Here is a 19,465-nt window from a genome sequence, read left to right as displayed (position 1 = left end):
CTGGCCTTTTTTTTTTCCGTTAAAAATAGGGTATGCTTAGCAGCCGTGCGACTAACACAGACAACTATGCGCTTCTCACTGCAAACGGCCTCGTTACGACAACTGGTATTGCTGAGTTTTTTTCTCGCACTGATCCCGGTTGCCGTGCTGCTTTGGCAAAGCCACAAAGCCCTGAGCGGTGTCAGCCAAAATGCGGTCGCCGAAGCCGAAATATCAGTAGCCAGCGTAAGGCGCGCTGAGAACATGCAAAACCTGGTGGTAGATATAGAACGAGCAGTACGCCAGCATGCTGTAGTAAAAACCGACGCGCTGGCTCGAGTGGCCCGAACGCACCTTGCCAGCTACCAGCAGTTGCTGCAGCAAGTGTGCTCCAATCTGGGGCCGCTACAATTGTGCTTGCAACAACAGCTTCAACTTACTGTGTTGCTGGATAGTTTTAGTACCCTGAGCAGTGCTGAGCTGGAGCCTCTGACACAGCAATTCAGACAACAGCAACACCAACTTACGCAACAAATTTGGCAACTGCTGGAGCAAAACCTGCAGCAGCAACAACGCTTCGTGGTGGAGAGCCAGCAACAACTCGCCTGGCAGACGGTTGCACTAGTGTTGTTAACATTATTGCTGGTACTGTGGGCATCGGGCCGCATTACCGCACCAGTGCGTAAGCTGGACAAGATGATCCGTGCTATCGGCCAGCAACATCAGTTTCCTGATGAAAAGCTAACCGGCCCACGTGAGCTGACAGAGCTTGGCGAGCAGCTCCGCTGGCTGAGTTCACGCTTACAACAATTAGAAGCCTTGCGGTTAATTTTATTACGTCACGCGTCTCACGAGCTGAAAACGCCGTTATCCAGCATCCGGGAAGGCTGCTCACTGCTTAGCGAGCAGTTAGTTGGCCCATTAAATAAACAACAGCTGGAGGTGGTCGGCTTGCTCAATGGTAGCGCTGACCGGCTAAGCGTACTCACTGAACAATTACTGGATTACAACCGACTTTTGCAACAAGCTAAGCCTGAACCAGACTGGCATTCGCCGCAGCAGTTATTTTCTGATTGTTTTAACGACCACGCCCTATCATTGCAACAACGCAATCAAGCCATTGAACTGAGTTGTCAGCTTAGTGCCATTTATACCGATGCCACTTTATTCCGCCGCATATTGGACAATTTGATCAATAATGCGCAGGCATACGGCAGTCAGGGCAGCCCGGTTTGGGTAAAATTGTACTTGCAGGAACATCAATTGGTTTTAGATGTCGCAAACAATGGCAACCCTATTCCAACTGCATTTCGGGAGAAATTGTTTGAACCCTTCCAGCGTGGTACCACTCCACGCTTTGACGCGGTGCAAGGTTCGGGCCTGGGCCTGTCTATCGTGGCAGATTGTGCCCGCTTACTGGGCGGACATGCCGATATTATTGATGTGATTTATGCCGATGTTTGTATTCGCGTCCGGCTACCGCTACTTGAGGAAAAACCTGGATGAAAGCAGGCTTAATATGTATTGCCGTTATAACACTAAGCGGTTGTCAGGTATTGCCATTACCGGCCGTGAGTGAACCACAGCCAGAACCGCGGCTTGAGGCGGAACCCTCTCCAATCCTGATGCCAGAGCCTGAACAAGTACTGGCACCACTACGCATTGCCGACGACGCGGTCACACTGCAAGGGTGGGTCAATTACCGCGCAGCCATGCTGAACCGCATTAATGAAGAACGTGAACTACTAAACAGCGACAGCCAGCAAGATGATGTCTGGCAGCTCAAACGCACTATTTTGCAATTACACCCAGATACACCTTATCTGACCAGGCTTCGAGTACAGATGCAATCCGCCGAGCAGTTAGCCAGCCTGCCGCCGGCGCTAGCCGCGTTACTTAGCTGGGATCTGACCTTTAATCAAAAATTGTTGGAAGCAGAATCAGCGGTTAGTGCACTTACCCGACTCAACGCACAGCAGCATGACAACATTGAACGCTTGCAAAAAACCAATAAAGAGCTGCAGAAAAAGATAGACGCGTTAACCCAGATAGAAGCTCAACTAAACCAACCCACAGCGGTGAAAGAGGACAACGATGGCCAGCCCCAGCCCTAAGCTACTGCTTGTTGACGACGATCCCAGCTTACTGCGTTTATTGACGTTAAGGTTGGAGGGAGAAGGCTATCAGGTGATCTGCGCCGACAGTGCAGAAGCTGCTTTACCGTTGTTAACTAAAAACAGCGTCGATGTAGTATTAAGTGACCTGCGCATGCCCGGGCTGGATGGTATGAGCCTATTTGACGAAATCGCCAAACGCTATCCCGGCTTACCCGTCGTATTAATGACAGCACATGGCTCTATCCCTGAAGCCGTCGCTGCTACCCAACGTGGCGTATTTGGTTTTTTAACTAAACCACTGAACAGCGCAGAGCTGCGCGATATTTTACAAAATGCCGTGCACCAGTCTGTGCCGGAACAGGCAGAATGGCGCTCAGAGATCATTACCCGCTCACAGTTAATGCATGATCTGCTAGAACAAAGTTATCGCGTAGCACAGCGCGATGTCAGCATCCTAATCACTGGCGCTAGTGGCACCGGTAAAGAACTGTTAGCAAAAGCCATTCATCAAGCCAGCCCTCGCGCTAGCAAGCCATTTGTTGCCATTAACTGCGGCGCCCTACCCGAACACTTGTTAGAGTCTGAGCTATTTGGCCATACCAAAGGCGCCTTTACCGGCGCCGTGACCGAGCACGGCGGCCTGTTCCGTGAAGCCGATGGCGGCACGCTGTTTCTCGACGAAATTGGTGATATGCCAGTGTCATTGCAAGTAAAGCTGCTACGCGCCTTGCAAGAGCGGCAAATTCGTCCGGTAGGCAGCAGTAAAACTATTGCCATTAACGTGCGGGTGCTGTCTGCCACTCATCGTGATTTACAACTGGCGATGGAAGATGGCAGCTTTCGCGAAGATCTCTATTACCGGCTGAATGTGGTTAACTTGCAATTACCAACGCTAGAGCAACGGCCGGAAGATATCCCTTTGCTGGCACGTCATGTGCTGAAGCAAAGTATACTAAGACACCAGGTAGATGTGACGCGTTTTTCAGACGACGCCATGCAGCTGTTAGCCACAGCGAAATGGCCGGGAAATGTGCGGCAGCTGGTTAACGTAGTGGAACAATGTGTCGCCTTAACCCACACGCCCGTTATTGGTGCAGCGCAGGTAGAGCAAGCGTTGTCGCAAAACAGCAGCTACTGGCCAACATTAACCGAAGCGCGGGATCAATTTGAGCGACAATACCTTATCAGGGTGCTGCAAATGACCGAGGGTAATGTTACCCGCGCCGCCGAGCTGGCCGGACGCAACCGCACCGACTTTTATAAACTCCTTAAAAAGCATGAGCTAAGCGCCGCCCAGGTTGCGGAGCAAAATGATGAAGCCGAGTAATATCTTATGACTGCAATAACACCACCTGATGCTCATCTAATTGATGATGAACATAATCCTGAGCTGATTAAAGCCAAAATTATCAGCGAAACGGCACAGATAAGCTGGCTGGAACTGCAAAAGTTTTATGCCGCTGGCAGTGTGATTACCGTAGAGCCGACACTGGATCTAGTGGAGGTCGCGTTTGCCTTTAGTTGTGATGAAAAAGCCCGGGTCGCCGACTGGCTAGCCAGTGGCAGTGTTGGCCGCACCACCGAGCAACAGGCACAGCAATGGTTTGATAACCAAACGGCCGTGTGGGCTGTTGTAATATCGCCCTGGGTACTGGTGCAACATAAACCGTTGACGCAGCAGCTTAATTAAGTTACTACACTGAGCTATATCTTTGTCGCAACAGGCGAATACGCTATGACCGACTTGTACAAAAAAAGTAGCAGTTCCCGCGTGACATTATCGCAACTGATGTTGCCGTCACATTCTAATTTCAGCGGTAAAATTCATGGCGGTTATTTACTGTCATTAATGGACCAGATTGCCTTTGCCAGCGGCTCGAAGTTCAGTGGCAAATATTGCGTTACCGCCTCGGTTGACCGGGTTGATTTCCTTAACCCTATTGAAGTGGGTGAGCTGGTGACGTTAAAAGCCTCGGTTATTTTTGTTGGCAATAGCTCAATGGTGGTAGGCATTCGTGTTGAGGCGCAAAACATTCAGACTGGCAAAGTAAAGCATTGTAACTCCTCATACTTCACCATGATTGCCAAAGACAGCGACGGCAATAATGCCCGGGTACCGCGGCTTATTTTAACCAGTAAAGAAGAAGTGCTGCGTTTTGTAAAAACCACCCAGCGCTTAAAGCTGCGTCACAGCTATGCCGAACTCTGCGCCGACTTTGACGGTGATATGCAACAAGCGGTAGCGCAAATTACCAACGATTATCAGGTGCAGGTGCAGCTAAGTTAAGCCATTCAGCGGTACTGCAGTGGCTATTTCAGTTGGTTGGCTAACCATTGGTGAATACCATGCGCCAGTTGCGGTGTCATCTCGCCTAAAATGCCTTTGGCGTGTTGCGGCAAGTGCGCTGCCGGATCGCCGTTTTCTGCCAACAGGTAATGCCGCAATAACTGCTGCCAGGCTTGCTGCTGTGCTACTGGCATATGCTTTAAGCTAAGCAGGCCGTGCAGCAACATCGGGAAAGGCAGCGCACCGGCAACATAAGTATCGCTCCACCAGTAGTTTACCAGCGCGTTAAACGCCGACAACGATTGCACATGGTGCCACCAGGGTGTGGGAATATAAATAGCATCGCCAGGCTCTAACTCTACCGACAATGCTACAGCGTAGGCTTTAGGATAATTGGGATGGGCGATTAAATCTGGTGCCAGCATATTTACCATACTCACTGGCTGCCCTGCTGGCGTTAAATCCAACGGACCAATGTACAAATTGGCTACCTGCTCGGGTGGAAACAAGGTAAAACGCCGTTTACCGGCAACAACTACGGCAATGTTACTGGCTTCGTCAAAATGTGCCGGCACCGTGACACTGTTACCCAGCCAGACAAAGGCTTTGGTGTCGGCCGGTAACAGCGGGTTATCCAGGCTAAGATCGCTAAAGTTAGCCGCCACCGACACACATTGTATGCAGTAACGCTCGCTATCGTGTCGCCCTTGCAGCATCTGTTCAATGGCGGCGTTCATGCGTGTCTGGCGGCCGCTAAAGTTCATACCGGTAAGGGTGTCGTTGTAAAACAACCGGCCATTAATACTGGCAGGCAACTGCAATAGTGCTTGTGGCGTGTCTTTACTGTGCTGTTGCAATAACCGTGCTGCCGCGCTATCCGATTGCTTTGCCGCCTGCACGACAGGCCAATGGTTAGCAAAACCGCGCAGTACAGCAGGGCGATATATATCAGTAATTTTCGCCGCAAAGTTTTCTGCCGTCACGCCACTAACTTCAGCAGGCGACGGCAAGGCGGCTAAATCATAGCTCACGCTTAATAGCCCGCGGCCTGACCGTCTTTACGCGATTCTGACGCACCAACCCACACCTTGTTTTCGTGGTCACGCATAATGGCCTGATAGCCACCGTAGCCGCCTAAGCCGTAGCGTACGTCGTGGCCTTTATGCATTAATCCACGTACAGTTTCATACGGCACGCCACGCTCCACCTCAATATAGCCACCATTTTGTAAATACATTTCACTGCCGTCGGTAGGCTCGGTGCTACCCAGGTGCTGCCAACGTGCAGCGTCTCCGGCTTCTTGCAGGTTCATACCGTAATCGACCATATTGATTAGCACTTGCACATGCCCCTGCGGCTGCATGGCGCCGCCCATTACGCCGTAGCTAACTAACGGCTTACCGTCTTTAGTAATAAACGCAGGAATAATGGTATTAAATGGCCGCTTACCGGGGGCATACACGTTAGCGTGGTTTTTATCCATGGAGAACAGTTGGCCGCGGTCCTGAAACACAAAACCCAACCCCGGCACAACTACACCCGAGCCCATGCCGCGATAATTACTCTGAATTAATGACACCATATTGCCGTCTTTGTCGGCAGTGGTCATGTAGATGGTATCGCCTTCGTATAAATTCGGGTTACCGGCATCGACCCGCTTGGCGGCTTTATCGCTGATTAACTTGGCCCGCTCACGGCCGTACTCTGCGGATATCAGGCCCTGCAGTGGTGTTTTATGAAAGTCTTGATCGGCATAAAATTTTGCCCTGTCTTCAAATGCCAGTTTTTTTGCTTCCACCAATATATGTAAGCTTTCTGGTGTATTAAAACCGCTGGCCTTCAAATCAAAGTTTTTCAAAATTTGTAGCATTTGCAAAGCAGCTATACCCTGACCGTTAGGTGGCAACTCCCACAGGGTGTAACCTTTGTAATCAACGCCAACTGGCTCTACCCAGCTAGAACGATGATTAGCAAAATCTGCAAAACGCAGGTACCCGCCATTGGCGCGCATAAAGCGGTCAATTTCTACTGCGATGGCGCCCTGGTAAAATGCATCACGGCCATCTTTCGCCAATGCTTTGTAGGTATTGGCCAGCGCTGGGTTTTTAAATACCTGGCCTTTGGCAGGCGCCTGGCCATTGAGGGTAAAAGTACCAGCAAAATCACCCGGTTGTTTACTTAACACCGGCACGCTGCGCTGCCAGTAATAGGCAATTAACTCACTGACCGGAAAGCCTTGTTCGGCATAGCTGATCGCCGGTTGCAAAATATCCTGCATCGGCAGGCTGCCAAATTTTTTGTGCAGCTCAAACCAGCCATCCACGGCGCCGGGCACACTTATTGGTAGCATGCCGTGCGGCGGCAAATCGGCACGGTTAAGCTGCTTTAGCTCATTGGCCAGCATGTCATAGCTTAAACCCAGCGGTGAACGGCCAGAGGCATTCAAACCATGTAATTGTTGCGTTTTGGCATCCCAGACAATGGCGTATAAGTCGCCACCAATACCATTACCGGTAGGCTCCATCAGCCCTAATGCGGCATTGGCCGCGATAGCCGCATCAATGGCATTACCACCTTTTTTCATCACATCTAATGCTATCTGGGTCGCCAACGGTTGGCTGGTCGCTGCCATAGCACTTGAGGCTATGACTTCAGAACGGCTGGCAAAATCTTGGCCGGTAATGCGGTCAAAGCTGTGTGCTGTGCCAGCAAACACCAAACTGACACCGACAGCCATAGCAAAAAACGTGCTTTTCATAGCAAACTCCAGATAGTAATGTAGCCTTGACCATAACGAGCAGCATTGCTGCACACCAGCGTTTTACGACCAGCTCTAGGCTAGCTGCGATAGTTCCGCAGCAATCACCCGCTTTGCATTGCCAGCATGGGCAGGTCGTTAAACGCTATGTGCCACAGATATGGGCGGTAAGCTCTTGCCGCTGCATTGAAGTTATCGCTAAGGCTTTGTTGGTTGCATAATCAAATTGCACCATTACAGCAGTGCCGGATACAGTTTTAATACCGTTTTGCCAGGCCTCCTGGTACACATCAAACGAACTACTGCCAATACGACTAATGTAGGTACGCAGTTCAACATCAGCATGGAAATGCGTCTGGGCGTGGTAATCCAGCTTTACACTGGCGACAATTAATGGCCAATGTTGTAAATTAAGCTCTGGTGTGAAAATTTTGAAAATATCTCGCCTGGCGCCTTCAAACCACACAGCAAACACCGTGTTGTTGATATGCCCCAGTGCATCCGTGTCAGAGAAACGCGGAGTAATAACATTGTGCCACATAAAGGGAACCCAATGACCGATTTTATTGAAGTGTACGATAATGCGTTAAGCTGCGATTTTTGCCAACAGCTGATTAACGTATTTGACCAAAGCCCACACACGACGGCAGGCCGCACCGGTGGTGGTGTTGATACCAGCAAAAAAATCAGTACCGACTTATACCTGTATCAGCATGCAGAGTACCAAGAGTTGCTAAAAATAATTTGGCAGGCCACGACCCACTATGCCTGTGAGTATTTTAAAAAATATCACTTTGCCTTGATTGGCCCGATGGGCTTAACCATAGCTCACCCACAAACCGGGCAGCCAACGGCCATCACGCATGACAATTTTGCAGAACTTGGCGCACCGAAAGCAATGGACTTTGTTCGCGCGCTATATCGATTGGGGCCAATTCAGGCACAAAAGTATCAGGCTGGCGTGGGCAATTACGGCTACTGGCATAGTGAAGTGTACCCGCAACAAGGTAGTACCGAGCCACTGCATCGCGCCTTGCTGTTTATGTTTTATCTAAATGATGTTGCTGAAGGCGGGCAAACCGAATTTTATTACCAGAATAAAAGCATCCAACCGCAGGCGGGCCGCATGGTGATTGCGCCAGCTTACTTCACCCATACCCATCGCGGCTGTATTCCGGTGTCGAACGATAAGTACATTCTTACCAGTTGGATTTTATTTAACCAAGCCGAACAAATTTATGGTGCCCCGCAGCGTTAACTAATGGCTTACGGTATAAAAAAGCCCCTGCTGTGCAGAGGCTTAATGTGAAATGGCAGCCGTTTTATTTAAAACTGGTAACGTACACCCAGTTCGAATGAACGCTCTGGGCCAACATAAATACCCTGGCGCAAACCAGTGATATAGCGCTTGTCAGTCACGTTTTTCAGCGCACCAAATACGTTTACGTTAGTAGCCAGTTTGTACTGCGCGGTTAAATCTAACACTGTATAGGCGGGCATTAAACCACCCCAGATCCCTCCCGCAGCATTAGCAGGAATATCTTCAAGATTGCTGGCATCACCGTACTGCTCACCACGGTGGTGTGCACTCAGCGCAGCATTGAGTTGTTCATGCTGGTAACTTAATGCCACATTGGCAATAATTTTCGGCGCATACGGCAGCCGGTTACCCTGGTTGTCTCCGGTTTTAAATTCTGACGTGGGCACCCAAGTGGCGTTAGTGTCGATACTAAAGCCAGCACCCAGCTCATAGCCCAGCAAAAACTCCATTCCACGGTGTTCAGTTTTACCCGAGTTAGACTGTGACAAGTTAGGGTCACTGTTACCGGTAACAACCTGATTACTAAAATTCATCGCAAAAGCGGCAACTTCATAACGTAAAGCGCCCTCTTTGCCACGCAGGCCCAGCTCAAAATTGGTCGAGCGCTCACCATCTAATTGCTGATCGGTCAGGCCATCCAGTGCTACGCCATTTGAAGCCGGTGAAAAGGCACGGTAAACCCCACCGTAAAATTGAGCAGAATCAGTCAAGTCAAACGTCGCTCCTACACCTGGCAAAAACTCCGTGTTGCTGCTTTTGGCCGTCGCATTATTATCTGTTAACACTACCCGCTGCTGCTGATATGACTCAACCCGCAAGCCCGGTGTTACAGCAAAGCGCTCTGTCAGTTCAATACGGCTTTGGGCATAGCCGGCTACGCTGTCTGCGGAGTCGATGATATGGCGGTCGTTAACGCCACTACGATCTGAACTGCGCACCGCGCGAATGCGGGTGTCATTGGCCTCTTCCCGCATAAAACGCAAGCCAAACTCACTGCTGGCCACGGCTCCAAGTAAGCCATGGTCTAACGTTAAGCGGGTTTCCAAACCTAGACGGTCGAATGCGCGGTTATTGCCGGTTAAATCGTCAGTATACACCCAGCGCCCCGCCGCATTTGACGCTGCCGTGTCGACATTATAACGCCAATAATCACGCGTCATCTCACTCCAGTACAGCAGGGTTTTTAATGTCGCCTGGCTGGATAATGTCCACTCATGGTTCAGATCTATTGCCGTGCGGTCAGTTAAAAAATAGTCATCCGGTGCCGGGTTATACATAGCGCCGTCGTTATAATCGGCCAGCAATAAACCGCGATAGGAGATATTGGCATTGTTTTCATGCCGGGAGGCTTTTATCCCCAGTTTGTGGCTGTCGCTAAATACCACGCCGGCTTTAGCCATCACGTCGGTCATCTCATAGTCTTTGTCCATAAAACCATCGCTTTTGGCATGAGTTGCCACCACACCAGCAAAGGCATCGCCCGAAGCCGATTTACCGCCGGCTTCTATACCCAGTTCGCGCAGGTCAAATGAACCGGCGCGCGCAGACAGCGTTACACCGTCATCGGGCGTTTTAGTCTGGTAGTTCACTACGCCACCAATAGTAGAGGGGCCATAACGTAACGAAGATGAGCCTTTCAACACCTCAACTTGTTCAACCCGCTGTACGCGCGGATTAAAGTAGCGGTCATTGCCAATAAACAGGCCGGGCGCCACTGGCACGCCGTCTTCCAAAATTAACGACTTAGACTCACTGGCAGATAAACCACGCATGCCAAAGTTAGATACGATTGAGGTTTCTTCCTCGCTCTTAATATTGATACCAGGAATGCGGCGCAGAATATCTTCGGTTGATAGTGGCTGGATTTGCTCGATTTGTGTGCGATCAATTACAACTACGGTACCTGTTTGCTCTAACAACACTGGCGAAGCTTCACCTACTACGCGGATCACTTCCAGTGTTGGCATAATGCTTTTACGCTCGACACTACCCTCTGCATCAGGGATTTGCTGAGCTACAACATTCAGTGACGCTGACGCTAGTGCCACGGCTATGGCTAAACGCGTTAAATTAGGTTGCATAAAAACTCCGTTGACAAACAAGTAAAATTTAATGCGCGCAATTAGAACACAGCAAATAATACGAATCAATCTCATTTGATCTACGGTTAAAGTTTATACGCTCAGCTTAGTACCGGCTTAATCATTTTTAAATGCGGAATATCATCTTCCAGATAGGGCTCACTGGCCGGTTTAAAGCCTAAATCCTGATAAAACTGTTGCAGGTAACATTGGGCAGAAATATGAATGTCGGTATCTGGCCACAACTCGGCAGCCACACTCAGCGTTTTCTCAACCAGCACGCGTCCCAAGCCTAAACGTCTGGCGGTTTGCGATACACACACCCGGCCAATGCCTGGGAAGCCAGCAAAACTTACCCCCGGAGCCAACACGCGGGAATAAGCGATAACCTTATCGCCTTTTTTCAGAATAATATGCCGGGTTTGCGGCTCTAAATCTTTGTCATCCAGCTCTGGATAGGGACAGTTTTGCTCTACCACAAATACATCCACCCGCAGTTGTAACAAACCGTACAGGGTGTGGGTATCAAGTTTATCGAAGGTCATGACCTGCCACTGCATTGAATTGGTTCCCGGACTAGCTGAAGTTCTCGCTACTATACCAGAGGAAAAAGCCAGGCGCCCATAGCGAATCCGCATTATTGCCACGCCAATGTAATAACAGCATCATAAAACTGCTATCTAGTTGTAACAGCGCTGACATTAAGCACAGGTTTAATACGGCAAACCACTATAAACACAACGTTATATAACGGAGCCAGGCAGAATGTCAGATCATACAACCAAGGTCAGTATCGATAACTCGGGTGTCGACCCGCAAACCAATTTTTCACTCAATCCAACCTTTGCCGCTATCGTTGACAGCCGAATGGCGCGACGTAATTTTCTTAAAGGCAGTGTAGGTGCAGCAGTGGCCGCCTTTATTGGTGGTTCACTGGTAGGTTGCAGTAGCAGTGATGACAATGAACCTGCTCCGGTAGTACCGCCGGTAGGCGTAGCCCCACTACTTGGTTTTACAGCACTTGCCGCTGGCCGGGCTGACACTATAGTCGTACCGCAAGGTTACAGTGCCACAACGTTTTTACCCTGGGGCACTCCGCTTACCGGCAGCTACCCATCATTTTTAACCGACGCCAGCAACAGCGGCGCCGAGCAAGAGCAACAAGTTGGCATGCACCATGACGGTATGCACTTTTTCCCCATTGATGCCCGCAGCAGCGCCAATGATTCCACCGAAGGTTTGCTGGTATTTAATCATGAATATATCGACCATAACCTAATCCATGCCAATGGCATTGACACTATGCCACGCATCGCTGATCAGGTGCGCAAAGAAATTGCTGCCCATGGTGTGTCCGTTGCGCATATTCAGCGCCAGGCTGATGGCAGCTGGCAATTGGTAGACAACAGTCCCTTTAACCGCCGTATTACTGGCGCTACACCAATGGAGCTTGCAGGCCCGGTTCGCGGCAGTAGTAAAGTGGTAACAAAATACAGCCCGGACGGCAGCCGCACCCGCGGTACACTGAATAACTGCGGCAATGGCTTCACTCCTTGGGGTACCTATTTAACCTGTGAAGAGAACTGGGCCGGTTACTTTGTTAACACCGATGCCGAAAAGCCGCGTGAGCATACCCGCTACGGTGTACCCGGCAGCAATGGCCGCTACTTTTGGGAAACAGCTACACCGCCAGCCGATGCTTATCAGCGGTTTAATGCCAGCGCTATGGCAGCAGATGCAGCTGAAGACTATCGCAATGAACCCAATACGTTTGGCTGGATAGTAGAGATTGACCCGTTCAACCCAGACAGCGTGCCACAAAAACGCACGGCTTTGGGCCGCTTTGGCCATGAAGGCATTATTTTTGGCAAGTTAGAAGAAGGCCAACCCATCGTATTGTATTCCGGTGACGACTCTACCTTTGAATACATCTACAAATTTGTCTCGGCAGCGCCGTATTATAAAAATACTGCCGGCGGCCATTTATTAAATGACGGCATTCTTTACGTGGCAAAATTTAATGAAGACGGCAGCGGTGACTGGCTGCCACTGGATATTAACAATGCCGACTTTACTGCCAAAGCCGCAGCGGCCGGAGTTACTTTTACCGATCAGGCCGATGTGCTGCTAAACACCCGCCTGGCAGCCGATGTGGCAGGTGCCACCAAGATGGACCGGCCGGAATGGGGTGCTGTACACCCGGAAACGGGTGAAGTCTATTTTACCTTAACCAACAACAGTCGCCGCACTGAGCAGCAGACAGATGCTGCTAACCCGCGTGCCAGCAATACGTCCGGCCATATTATCCGTTGGCATGAACGTGAAACACAGGCCGCAATGGCGTTTGATTGGGACATTTTTTTGCTGGCAGGAGATGTCGGCACAGCAACACCGGGTACCGAGCTGGTGCTAACTGCGGACAATCATTTAGCCAGCCCAGACGGCTTGTGGTTTGACGCCAACGGGCTGTTGTGGATCCAAACTGATATGAGCGGCTCACAGCAGGGCGACGGCCCCTACGGCAACAACCAAATGCTGGTCGCAGACCCGGTAACCCGACAAATAAAACGTTTTTTGATTGGGCCAACAGATTGCGAAGTCACGGGTATAACTGCGACACCTGATATGAAAACATTATTTGTTAACATTCAACACCCTGGCGACCGCTCAACACCTGGCGCATTCACCAGCCACTGGCCGGATGGTGGTAACAGCCGTCCGCGTTCTGCTACGGTTATTGTTACCAAAAATGACGGTGGCGTGATCGGCAGCTAAAGCTTGTAGTGATTGTGGCCGGCAACGTTAAGCTCTAGTCCTTGTTGGAACAGGACAGCAGCCTTGCCGGCCAGTTTTGTTGTAATACCTCGTCGCGAACAAACTCAATGAGCTGCGCCGGAGCCAGCGGCCGGGAGAAATAATAGCCCTGCACCATATCGCAATGGTGCTGCTGCAACATTTGCAGATGTTGCTGCGCTTCAACACCTTCGGCGACTACCTGCAATCCCAGCTTGTGCACCATGGCGATAGTGGAGACAATAATCTGATAATCCGAAGAATTGTCCAGCATTCCCAATACAAAGGTTTTATCAATTTTTATCGTGTCTACCGGCATCCGTTTTAAGTAATTTAATGATGAATAACCGGTACCAAAATCATCTATGGCAAAAGCAAAACCAAGGGCTTTTAATTGATGCATTACATCCAGTGTCTGGCCAACATGGCTAACCAGGGTACTTTCCGTCAACTCTAGTTCAAACTGCTCCCCCCGCAGTTGGTACTGCTGCAACAGTTGCTGAAAACGTTGCGGCAGTTCTGGCTGTAGAAATTGATCCGCGGCCAGATTCAAGGCAATAACCGTATTATTTAGCCCCAGCGTATTCAGCTCGATGCTGAGCTGGCAACAACGCTCAAACACCCAATATCCGACGTCGACAATTAACTGCGCCTGCTCCAACACGCTGATAAATTCATCCGGTGGCACTAATCCGCGCTCCGGATGCTGCCAACGCAACAACGCCTCAAAACCGGCTAAGTGGCCGCTGCGTAAATCGACTTGTGGCTGCAAAAACAAGCGAAACTGCTGCAACTCTAACGCCCGGCGCAGCTCTGCCTCCAATTGCAGCCGAGTAGCTAAATCAGAAGACATTTGTTCGTTGAATGCATAATAACAATTACGACCATTGTTCTTAGCTTGATACATGGCTAAATCAGCACGCCGAATTAATTCCTCCGGGCTTAATTCGGCATTGGACGTCAGGCTTAGGCCAATACTAGCACTAAGTGACACAGCTGCCTGCTCTAGCTGAAACGGTTCGCCAAATGCCGCCAACACCTGGCTAGCCATTAATTCTGCCTGCTCATGGCCGGTGATATGTGGCAACACAATGGCAAACTCGTCACCACCAAAACGGCAAACAATATCGGCTGCCGCCACCAAGCTTTGTAAGCGATTAGCCGTTTGCAGCAACAACTGATCGCCAACAGCATGAGTACGGCTGTTATTGATGTTTTTAAACTTGTCTAAATCAAGAAACAACAAGCCGACATAACCCGGATGCGTAACCAACGCCGACAGTGCTTGCTGTAACTGGTACTGCAACAGATTTCTGTTCGCCAAACCCGTTAACTGGTCAAACATTGCCATTTGCTGCAGTCTGGCAGTATTATCAGCCAATTGCTGATCTAAATCTTCTAACTGATAACTCAGGGTCAACACCGATTGGTTAAACGTACTTAGCTCATCTTGCAATAAACCCGGTTTGAGCTGGCTGGATTGACGAAACTCCTGATAGCGCCGTTGCGCCAGCAGTGGCAAGGCATTGGCTAACCGCAGGATCCGGCTGGTAATGCGGCGTGAAATCAATAAAATCAGCAGCAGCATGCCAATAAAACAGGCTACGGCCACCCACACTATTTTCCGCTGATAGTGTTGCTTATCCTGCATTTCAGCACTGACATTTTCTACCATTAATAGATAATGAGCCTTACTGTCTTCAGGTGCCAAGGGGATTAAATGCAGATAGTAGCTATATTGCGTTACGTCAATAATTAAACCGTCAATACTGGCAGCACCAATATCGAAATCTAGCGGCAGTTGTTGGTATATAGCCTGCATCAGAGCCTTATCCGAGGTTTGCAGTAATCTTACCTGCTGCTCACCGCCAGCGGCTTTGTCAGCACTGAACAGCGCCACCTCTGTGCCAAGCGTTTGATGAATGTTGTATAGCACCTCTGATAGCTCGGTTACCATCAATAGCACCGCAACGTCGCCCTGTGCATTGAGCAGCGGCAAGCCCAACACCTTGTAGCATTGAATATCACACCAGATTACTGACTGTGGGCTTTGGGCAGCAAGGGTACGCTGTGCCATCGCCAAATGATCTATAGGCAGAGCTGCACCGTGCTGGTAAAGCGGCTGCTGATCAGGCCCCAACAGGGTTAACTGTTGTACCGAAAAATTAAACTGTAACAATTCAATTTGCTGGGGTAACGCAGCGGCAAAGTGGGAAAAATCTGGCTGGCGATTTAGCTGCTGCAATTCGGCATAGCTTTGCATCCAACTAAATAATTGCTGCTCAACAGACTGGTTGTAGTATTGAAAATACTGCTGCCCCTGGATCTTTCGTTGCGCTTGCTGCCGTTTAAATTGCTCATTCATATGCAACAACGACAAACTGGTAAACCACACCAGTAATACCAGCAACATGCTTAGCATTAGCAATAACATTTTCCACGACAGGCTCAGATAACGCATACTCGCTAGAACCGATACATCAGTTGTACTGCATACAATTGCCAGTATTTGTGCTGGTTGGCCACTAAATCAGGCAAAATTACCGGCGATAACCTGCCGGTGCCTTCTACAAAGTGCGCTTCAGCACTTATTCTCAGGCTGTCATGCAGATCAAAACTCGCCCCGACAGCCACCGACTGCTGATAACCAAAATATGCGGGCACCACACCACCGCTGGAGGCAGACAACTTTTTGCCTCGGCGGTCATCTTTGTTAGCCACAGAATAATCCAGCATGGCAAACCATTTTAGCCGTGGTGTCTGCCGAAACTGCGCCAGCACATAGCCACCCTGGCCTATCGAGCCTTGCTGGAACAACGGTGAAAAAAAGCCGCTAATGTCGATGCGTTCTTGCTGCAACTCGCTGGAAAATTCCCAGCGCTCTAATTGATAGCGCACACTAAGCATAATACGGCGCACGCCGAAATCCGCCGGAAAATAGTGCTCAGAGGTCAGCGCATGATAGCTAAAATTGGAATCAAGCAGCACAATGCCATAGCTAAAGTGGCTTAGGTCTGGTTGCCAAACCATACTGGCCTGATGATCAAAATCTAGCTTTAAGTCTCCGGCAATATCGCTACCTAGCACTAATTTACCTTGCGCAGCCGATACCGGACTGGTACCAATACCCCAGTTAAATGTAAAGTCGCCCAGCGCGTTGTTGTGCCGGGCTTGCAGTGCGACACCGTCGCTGCTTACTGCAATATCACGAAAAGCGTCAAAATACACTGATTGTGGCAATACTATAGTCGGGCGGGTAAACGGCACATCGCGGGTACTGGAATAAAGCCAGTGTTGGTTTTTAAACCGCCCCAGATAGGCATTGGCTTGCCAGTCCGGGCTGTTATAGAAGTACCAATCAAGCAACAAGTAATCCAGACGCAAACCTGACGGGTAACGATTACCGCCATCCAGGTACACCAGTTGCCCGGCAATGTGTAACGAGGGCGTCAGGCTATACCGGCTGTTCAAGCCCAGTTCGGTCAGCTCAGCTGACAATTCGCCAGAAGCGTTAACAAAACCACTGTCTTGCGCCCGAATAAGACCCTGCGCTACAAAACCGTGCCACTCAATATTGTTGGCGGCCCACACCGGCACTGACACACCAAGCAGTGCAGCAATGCAACACCATTGCTTAATCCTATTCAATGCGCACCTCCTTGATACCGCTGTCAGGTTGATAACGCTGCACATAGCCAATGCTGCCAGGCACCGTAAGCAGCAAGTGTTGCATTTCAGTTTCATCGGCTACCACCTGAGGCCTACTGCCGGTTCCGGAAAAACTCAATTTGTCCCAGATACTGGCGAGCTGATAGGGAAATAGCCGCAGTTTTTCGCGGCTGAATTGTTGATGTAACAGGTTGTCGTCAGGCAGAACTAACACATAGACTGGGCTACCATCCGGCCATTGAATTTGCCGCATAGTAAAAATACTGCGCAACTGCGCTTGCGTTAGCGAGTTAATACTTACGTCGTTGTGTACCACAACAGTGGCAGCATTTAGCCCGCTTGAAAGCAGCCAAGCCAACAGGCAAAGCCACTTCATATGTTAACCACGCTAAAAACAGCCATTAAAATGATCTGTGCTCTGGTCACGAAATTTACTTTCAGGTTAGTGCGGCCGGCCAAAATAGCAAGCTCTTTAAAAGAAATATCATTCTAGCACAGCAGGTTAGAGCTTGCTGTGCAAAACTCCAACCTATTAACGTTTATTTCACTCTGTTGGTCGCTCGAGCCGCTGGTCGCTGGCCATCGCGATGCTCTGTTCTGGCAATCTTGGGTTTTTTGGGCCGGTATGGTTTAGTATTAAGCTTGGTTTCTGCCAACACATTTACCGGCTCAAAGCCAGGTAACAGCTGGCGCGGTAACTGCTGTTTGATCAGCCGCTCAATACCGGTAAGCTCTTTCGCCTCATCAGCACATACCAGCGACACGGCATGTCCGGCTGCACCGGCACGGCCGGTACGACCAATACGGTGAACGTAGTCTTCTGCTACATTCGGCAGCTCAAAATTGACCACCTGTGGCAGTTGATCAATATCTAAACCACGGGCCGCAATGTCCGTTGCAACCAGCGCCCGTACGCTACCGGCTTTAAAATCGGCTAATGCTTTGGTGCGGGCATTTTGGCTCTTATTGCCATGAATTGGCGCAGCGTTAATGCCGGCGTTCTCCAGATGCAAGCTTAGCTTGTTCGCCATATGCTTGGTTTTAGTAAAAATAAGCACCTGCTGCCAGTTATTGTCGTTAATTAACTTGGTCACCAACGCTGCTTTGCGGTTCTTATCTACCGGATATATCACTTGCTCTACCCGTTCAGCGGTGGTGTTAGCAGGGCTTACTGATACTTCCAGTGGGTCGTTAACCAAGCCCTTGGCCAGTTTACGAATATCGTCAGAAAAGGTGGCCGAAAACAGCAGGTTCTGCCGTTTTTTCGGTAACAGCGCTAACACTTTTTTAATGTCGTTAATAAAGCCCATATCCAGCATGCGGTCGGCTTCGTCCAGCACCAATACTTCAAGCTGAGTAAAACGCACGGCATTTTGCTGGTATAAATCTAGCAAGCGGCCAGGTGTGGCCACTAAAATATCGACCCCGCGACGCAGCGCCATCATTTGCGGATTAATTTTTACGCCGCCAAACACCACCGCACTTTTCAGCGGCAGGTACTTACCATACACCGCCACGCTTTCAGCAACCTGAGCGGCTAATTCACGGGTAGGCGTTAAAATAAGTGCCCGAACCTGGTTGGGTTGAACTTTAGGGCCATCGCTGAGTAATTGCAGCAAAGGCAGGGTAAATCCCGCCGTTTTGCCAGTGCCTGTTTGTGCTGCAGCCATAAGGTCGCGGCCGCCCAATACGGCAGGAATAGCCTGGAGTTGAATAGGTGAAGGTGTAGTGTAGCCCTTGTCAGCAATGGCTTTTAACAGCGCAGCCGACAGGTTTAAATCAGTAAATTGCATGCGATATCCCGCAGTAAATGCTGCGAAAAAAATCTGCCGCAGCTGCAGTGGCCTCCGAAACGGAGGGGCGCGCAGCTTACAGCAAAATGCCCGTCAGTGCGAGCGGCATTAAAATAAGGTGTAAATAAATCCGGCTAACGCCGATTGCTGGCTGGCGACCACTAAGGCGCCTAGTAGGGCCAATATAACAAATACCGGCAATAGCCAAATCTTCTTACGTACGCGTAAAAATGCCCATAAATCTTGTAAAAACTCAGCCATTAGAACGGATCCTTCATATTGTCAGCATCGATGTTGCTACTTTTTAGCCAGTAGCTGTCGTTAGCTTGCGGCTGGGCGTGATAATCCAACTTTCCCAGTAAGCGCAACAACCATCCCAGCGGCGTAATAACAACAAAAAACAGCAATGCCAGTATCAATCGGGTGTTTAGCCAGCCCATAACATGGGCAAAGACAAACCAGCCGCGCGCTGGCCAGTACAACCCACCGGGCAGCAACAAGGCGAGGGAGGCAAAGGCGGCCGCCACTATCCAAGGCCATAGTGGCCACGCGGCACTAAATAGCCAAGGTAACACCAGGCCAAACAATAGCGGCCAGGCGATAGCCATTTGCCAGCCAAATCGACGCAAAGCTGCAGTATCATTGCGGTTAACTTGCATCTGGTTTC

The 19,465-nt window shown here is 50.0% G+C and carries 18 protein-coding genes; 7 read left to right on the top strand and 11 right to left on the bottom strand.

Features of this window, described 5'->3' with window-relative positions; all coding sequences use genetic code 11:
* The first annotated feature begins 66 nt into the window (after nt 1–66).
* The 5 genes from I4W93_RS17550 to I4W93_RS17530 are packed head-to-tail and all read left to right on the top strand — an operon-like array spanning nt 67 to nt 4,383.
* Nucleotides 67–1,485 (top strand): sensor histidine kinase, encoded by a 1,419-nt coding sequence (locus I4W93_RS17550; protein WP_205312163.1) that lies wholly within the window; start codon nt 67–69, stop codon nt 1,483–1,485.
* On the top strand, nt 1,482–2,093 hold the full coding sequence (locus I4W93_RS17545) for a hypothetical protein (protein ID WP_205312164.1): 612 nt from the start codon (nt 1,482–1,484) through the stop codon (nt 2,091–2,093). Before I4W93_RS17550 ends, I4W93_RS17545 begins: the two co-directional genes overlap by 4 nt.
* Nucleotides 2,074–3,423 carry a sigma 54-interacting transcriptional regulator gene (locus tag I4W93_RS17540; protein WP_205312165.1) on the top strand — a complete coding sequence of 450 codons (1,350 nt, stop codon included), beginning with the start codon at nt 2,074–2,076 and terminating at the stop codon, nt 3,421–3,423. The genes I4W93_RS17545 and I4W93_RS17540 overlap by 20 nt, the downstream gene beginning before the upstream one ends.
* Before the next feature lie 6 nt (nt 3,424–3,429).
* Entirely contained in the window at nt 3,430–3,786 is a 357-nt protein-coding gene (locus tag I4W93_RS17535; RefSeq protein WP_205312166.1) for a DUF2288 domain-containing protein, read from the top strand.
* 45 nt (nt 3,787–3,831) lie between these two features.
* Complete coding sequence (locus I4W93_RS17530) at nt 3,832–4,383, top strand: acyl-CoA thioesterase (protein ID WP_205312167.1); 552 nt, start codon at nt 3,832–3,834, stop codon at nt 4,381–4,383.
* Nucleotides 4,384–4,406: 23 nt separating this feature from the next.
* Here I4W93_RS17530 and I4W93_RS17525 read toward each other — a convergent pair whose 3' ends face one another.
* From I4W93_RS17525 to I4W93_RS17515, 3 genes are all read right to left on the bottom strand, one after another.
* On the bottom strand, nt 4,407–5,414 hold the full coding sequence (locus I4W93_RS17525; RefSeq protein WP_205312168.1) for a cupin-like domain-containing protein: 1,008 nt from the start codon (nt 5,412–5,414) through the stop codon (nt 4,407–4,409).
* A gap of 2 nt (nt 5,415–5,416) precedes the next feature.
* Nucleotides 5,417–7,141 (bottom strand): gamma-glutamyltransferase, encoded by a 1,725-nt coding sequence (ggt, locus tag I4W93_RS17520; protein ID WP_224673532.1) that lies wholly within the window; start codon nt 7,139–7,141, stop codon nt 5,417–5,419.
* A gap of 145 nt (nt 7,142–7,286) precedes the next feature.
* Nucleotides 7,287–7,682, bottom strand: coding sequence for an acyl-CoA thioesterase (locus I4W93_RS17515; RefSeq protein WP_205312169.1), 396 nt, complete (start codon nt 7,680–7,682; stop codon nt 7,287–7,289).
* Nucleotides 7,683–7,694: 12 nt separating this feature from the next.
* Here I4W93_RS17515 and I4W93_RS17510 point away from each other — a divergent pair, with 12 nt between their 5' ends.
* Nucleotides 7,695–8,399, top strand: a complete 705-nt coding sequence (locus I4W93_RS17510) for a 2OG-Fe(II) oxygenase (RefSeq protein WP_205312170.1) — start codon at nt 7,695–7,697, stop codon at nt 8,397–8,399.
* Between the two features lie 68 nt (nt 8,400–8,467).
* Here the strand turns inward: I4W93_RS17510 and I4W93_RS17505 are convergent, their stop codons facing one another.
* Both I4W93_RS17505 and I4W93_RS17500 read right to left on the bottom strand, forming a co-directional pair.
* Nucleotides 8,468–10,543, bottom strand: coding sequence for a TonB-dependent receptor family protein (locus I4W93_RS17505; protein WP_224673531.1), 2,076 nt, complete (start codon nt 10,541–10,543; stop codon nt 8,468–8,470).
* Between the two features lie 101 nt (nt 10,544–10,644).
* A complete protein-coding gene (locus tag I4W93_RS17500) occupies nt 10,645–11,103 on the bottom strand; it encodes a GNAT family N-acetyltransferase (protein WP_205312172.1) in 459 nt (152 codons plus the stop codon).
* 205 nt (nt 11,104–11,308) lie between these two features.
* Here I4W93_RS17500 and I4W93_RS17495 point away from each other — a divergent pair, with 205 nt between their 5' ends.
* A complete protein-coding gene (locus tag I4W93_RS17495) occupies nt 11,309–13,318 on the top strand; it encodes a PhoX family protein (protein WP_205312173.1) in 2,010 nt (669 codons plus the stop codon).
* Nucleotides 13,319–13,352: 34 nt separating this feature from the next.
* On the opposite strand, the gene I4W93_RS17490 is transcribed toward I4W93_RS17495, so the two are convergent.
* The 6 genes from I4W93_RS17490 to I4W93_RS17465 all read right to left on the bottom strand — a co-directional run bounded on the left by I4W93_RS17490 (nt 13,353) and on the right by I4W93_RS17465 (nt 19,457).
* Complete coding sequence (locus tag I4W93_RS17490) at nt 13,353–15,797, bottom strand: putative bifunctional diguanylate cyclase/phosphodiesterase (protein WP_205312174.1); 2,445 nt, start codon at nt 15,795–15,797, stop codon at nt 13,353–13,355.
* A 5-nt stretch (nt 15,798–15,802) separates the two neighbouring features.
* The gene (locus tag I4W93_RS17485) at nt 15,803–16,984 is read right to left on the bottom strand and encodes a hypothetical protein (protein WP_205312175.1); all 1,182 of its coding nucleotides are present in this window, start codon (nt 16,982–16,984) and stop codon (nt 15,803–15,805) included.
* The gene (locus tag I4W93_RS17480) at nt 16,977–17,381 is read right to left on the bottom strand and encodes a hypothetical protein (protein WP_205312176.1); all 405 of its coding nucleotides are present in this window, start codon (nt 17,379–17,381) and stop codon (nt 16,977–16,979) included. Before I4W93_RS17480 ends, I4W93_RS17485 begins: the two co-directional genes overlap by 8 nt.
* A gap of 163 nt (nt 17,382–17,544) precedes the next feature.
* Nucleotides 17,545–18,798, bottom strand: coding sequence for a DEAD/DEAH box helicase (locus I4W93_RS17475; protein ID WP_205312177.1), 1,254 nt, complete (start codon nt 18,796–18,798; stop codon nt 17,545–17,547).
* Nucleotides 18,799–18,906: 108 nt separating this feature from the next.
* Entirely contained in the window at nt 18,907–19,059 is a 153-nt protein-coding gene (locus I4W93_RS17470; RefSeq protein ID WP_205312178.1) for a DUF5989 family protein, read from the bottom strand.
* Nucleotides 19,059–19,457: an SxtJ family membrane protein gene (locus I4W93_RS17465; protein ID WP_205312179.1), complete on the bottom strand. Its 399-nt coding sequence runs from the start codon at nt 19,455–19,457 to the stop codon at nt 19,059–19,061. Before I4W93_RS17465 ends, I4W93_RS17470 begins: the two co-directional genes overlap by 1 nt.
* Between the last annotated feature and the right edge of the window lie 8 nt (nt 19,458–19,465).

It is taken from the genome of Rheinheimera maricola, assembly GCF_016918075.2.
GTDB classification, from domain to species: domain Bacteria; phylum Pseudomonadota; class Gammaproteobacteria; order Enterobacterales; family Alteromonadaceae; genus Alishewanella; species Alishewanella maricola_A.
This window is presented reverse-complemented; position numbering and strand designations above follow the sequence as displayed.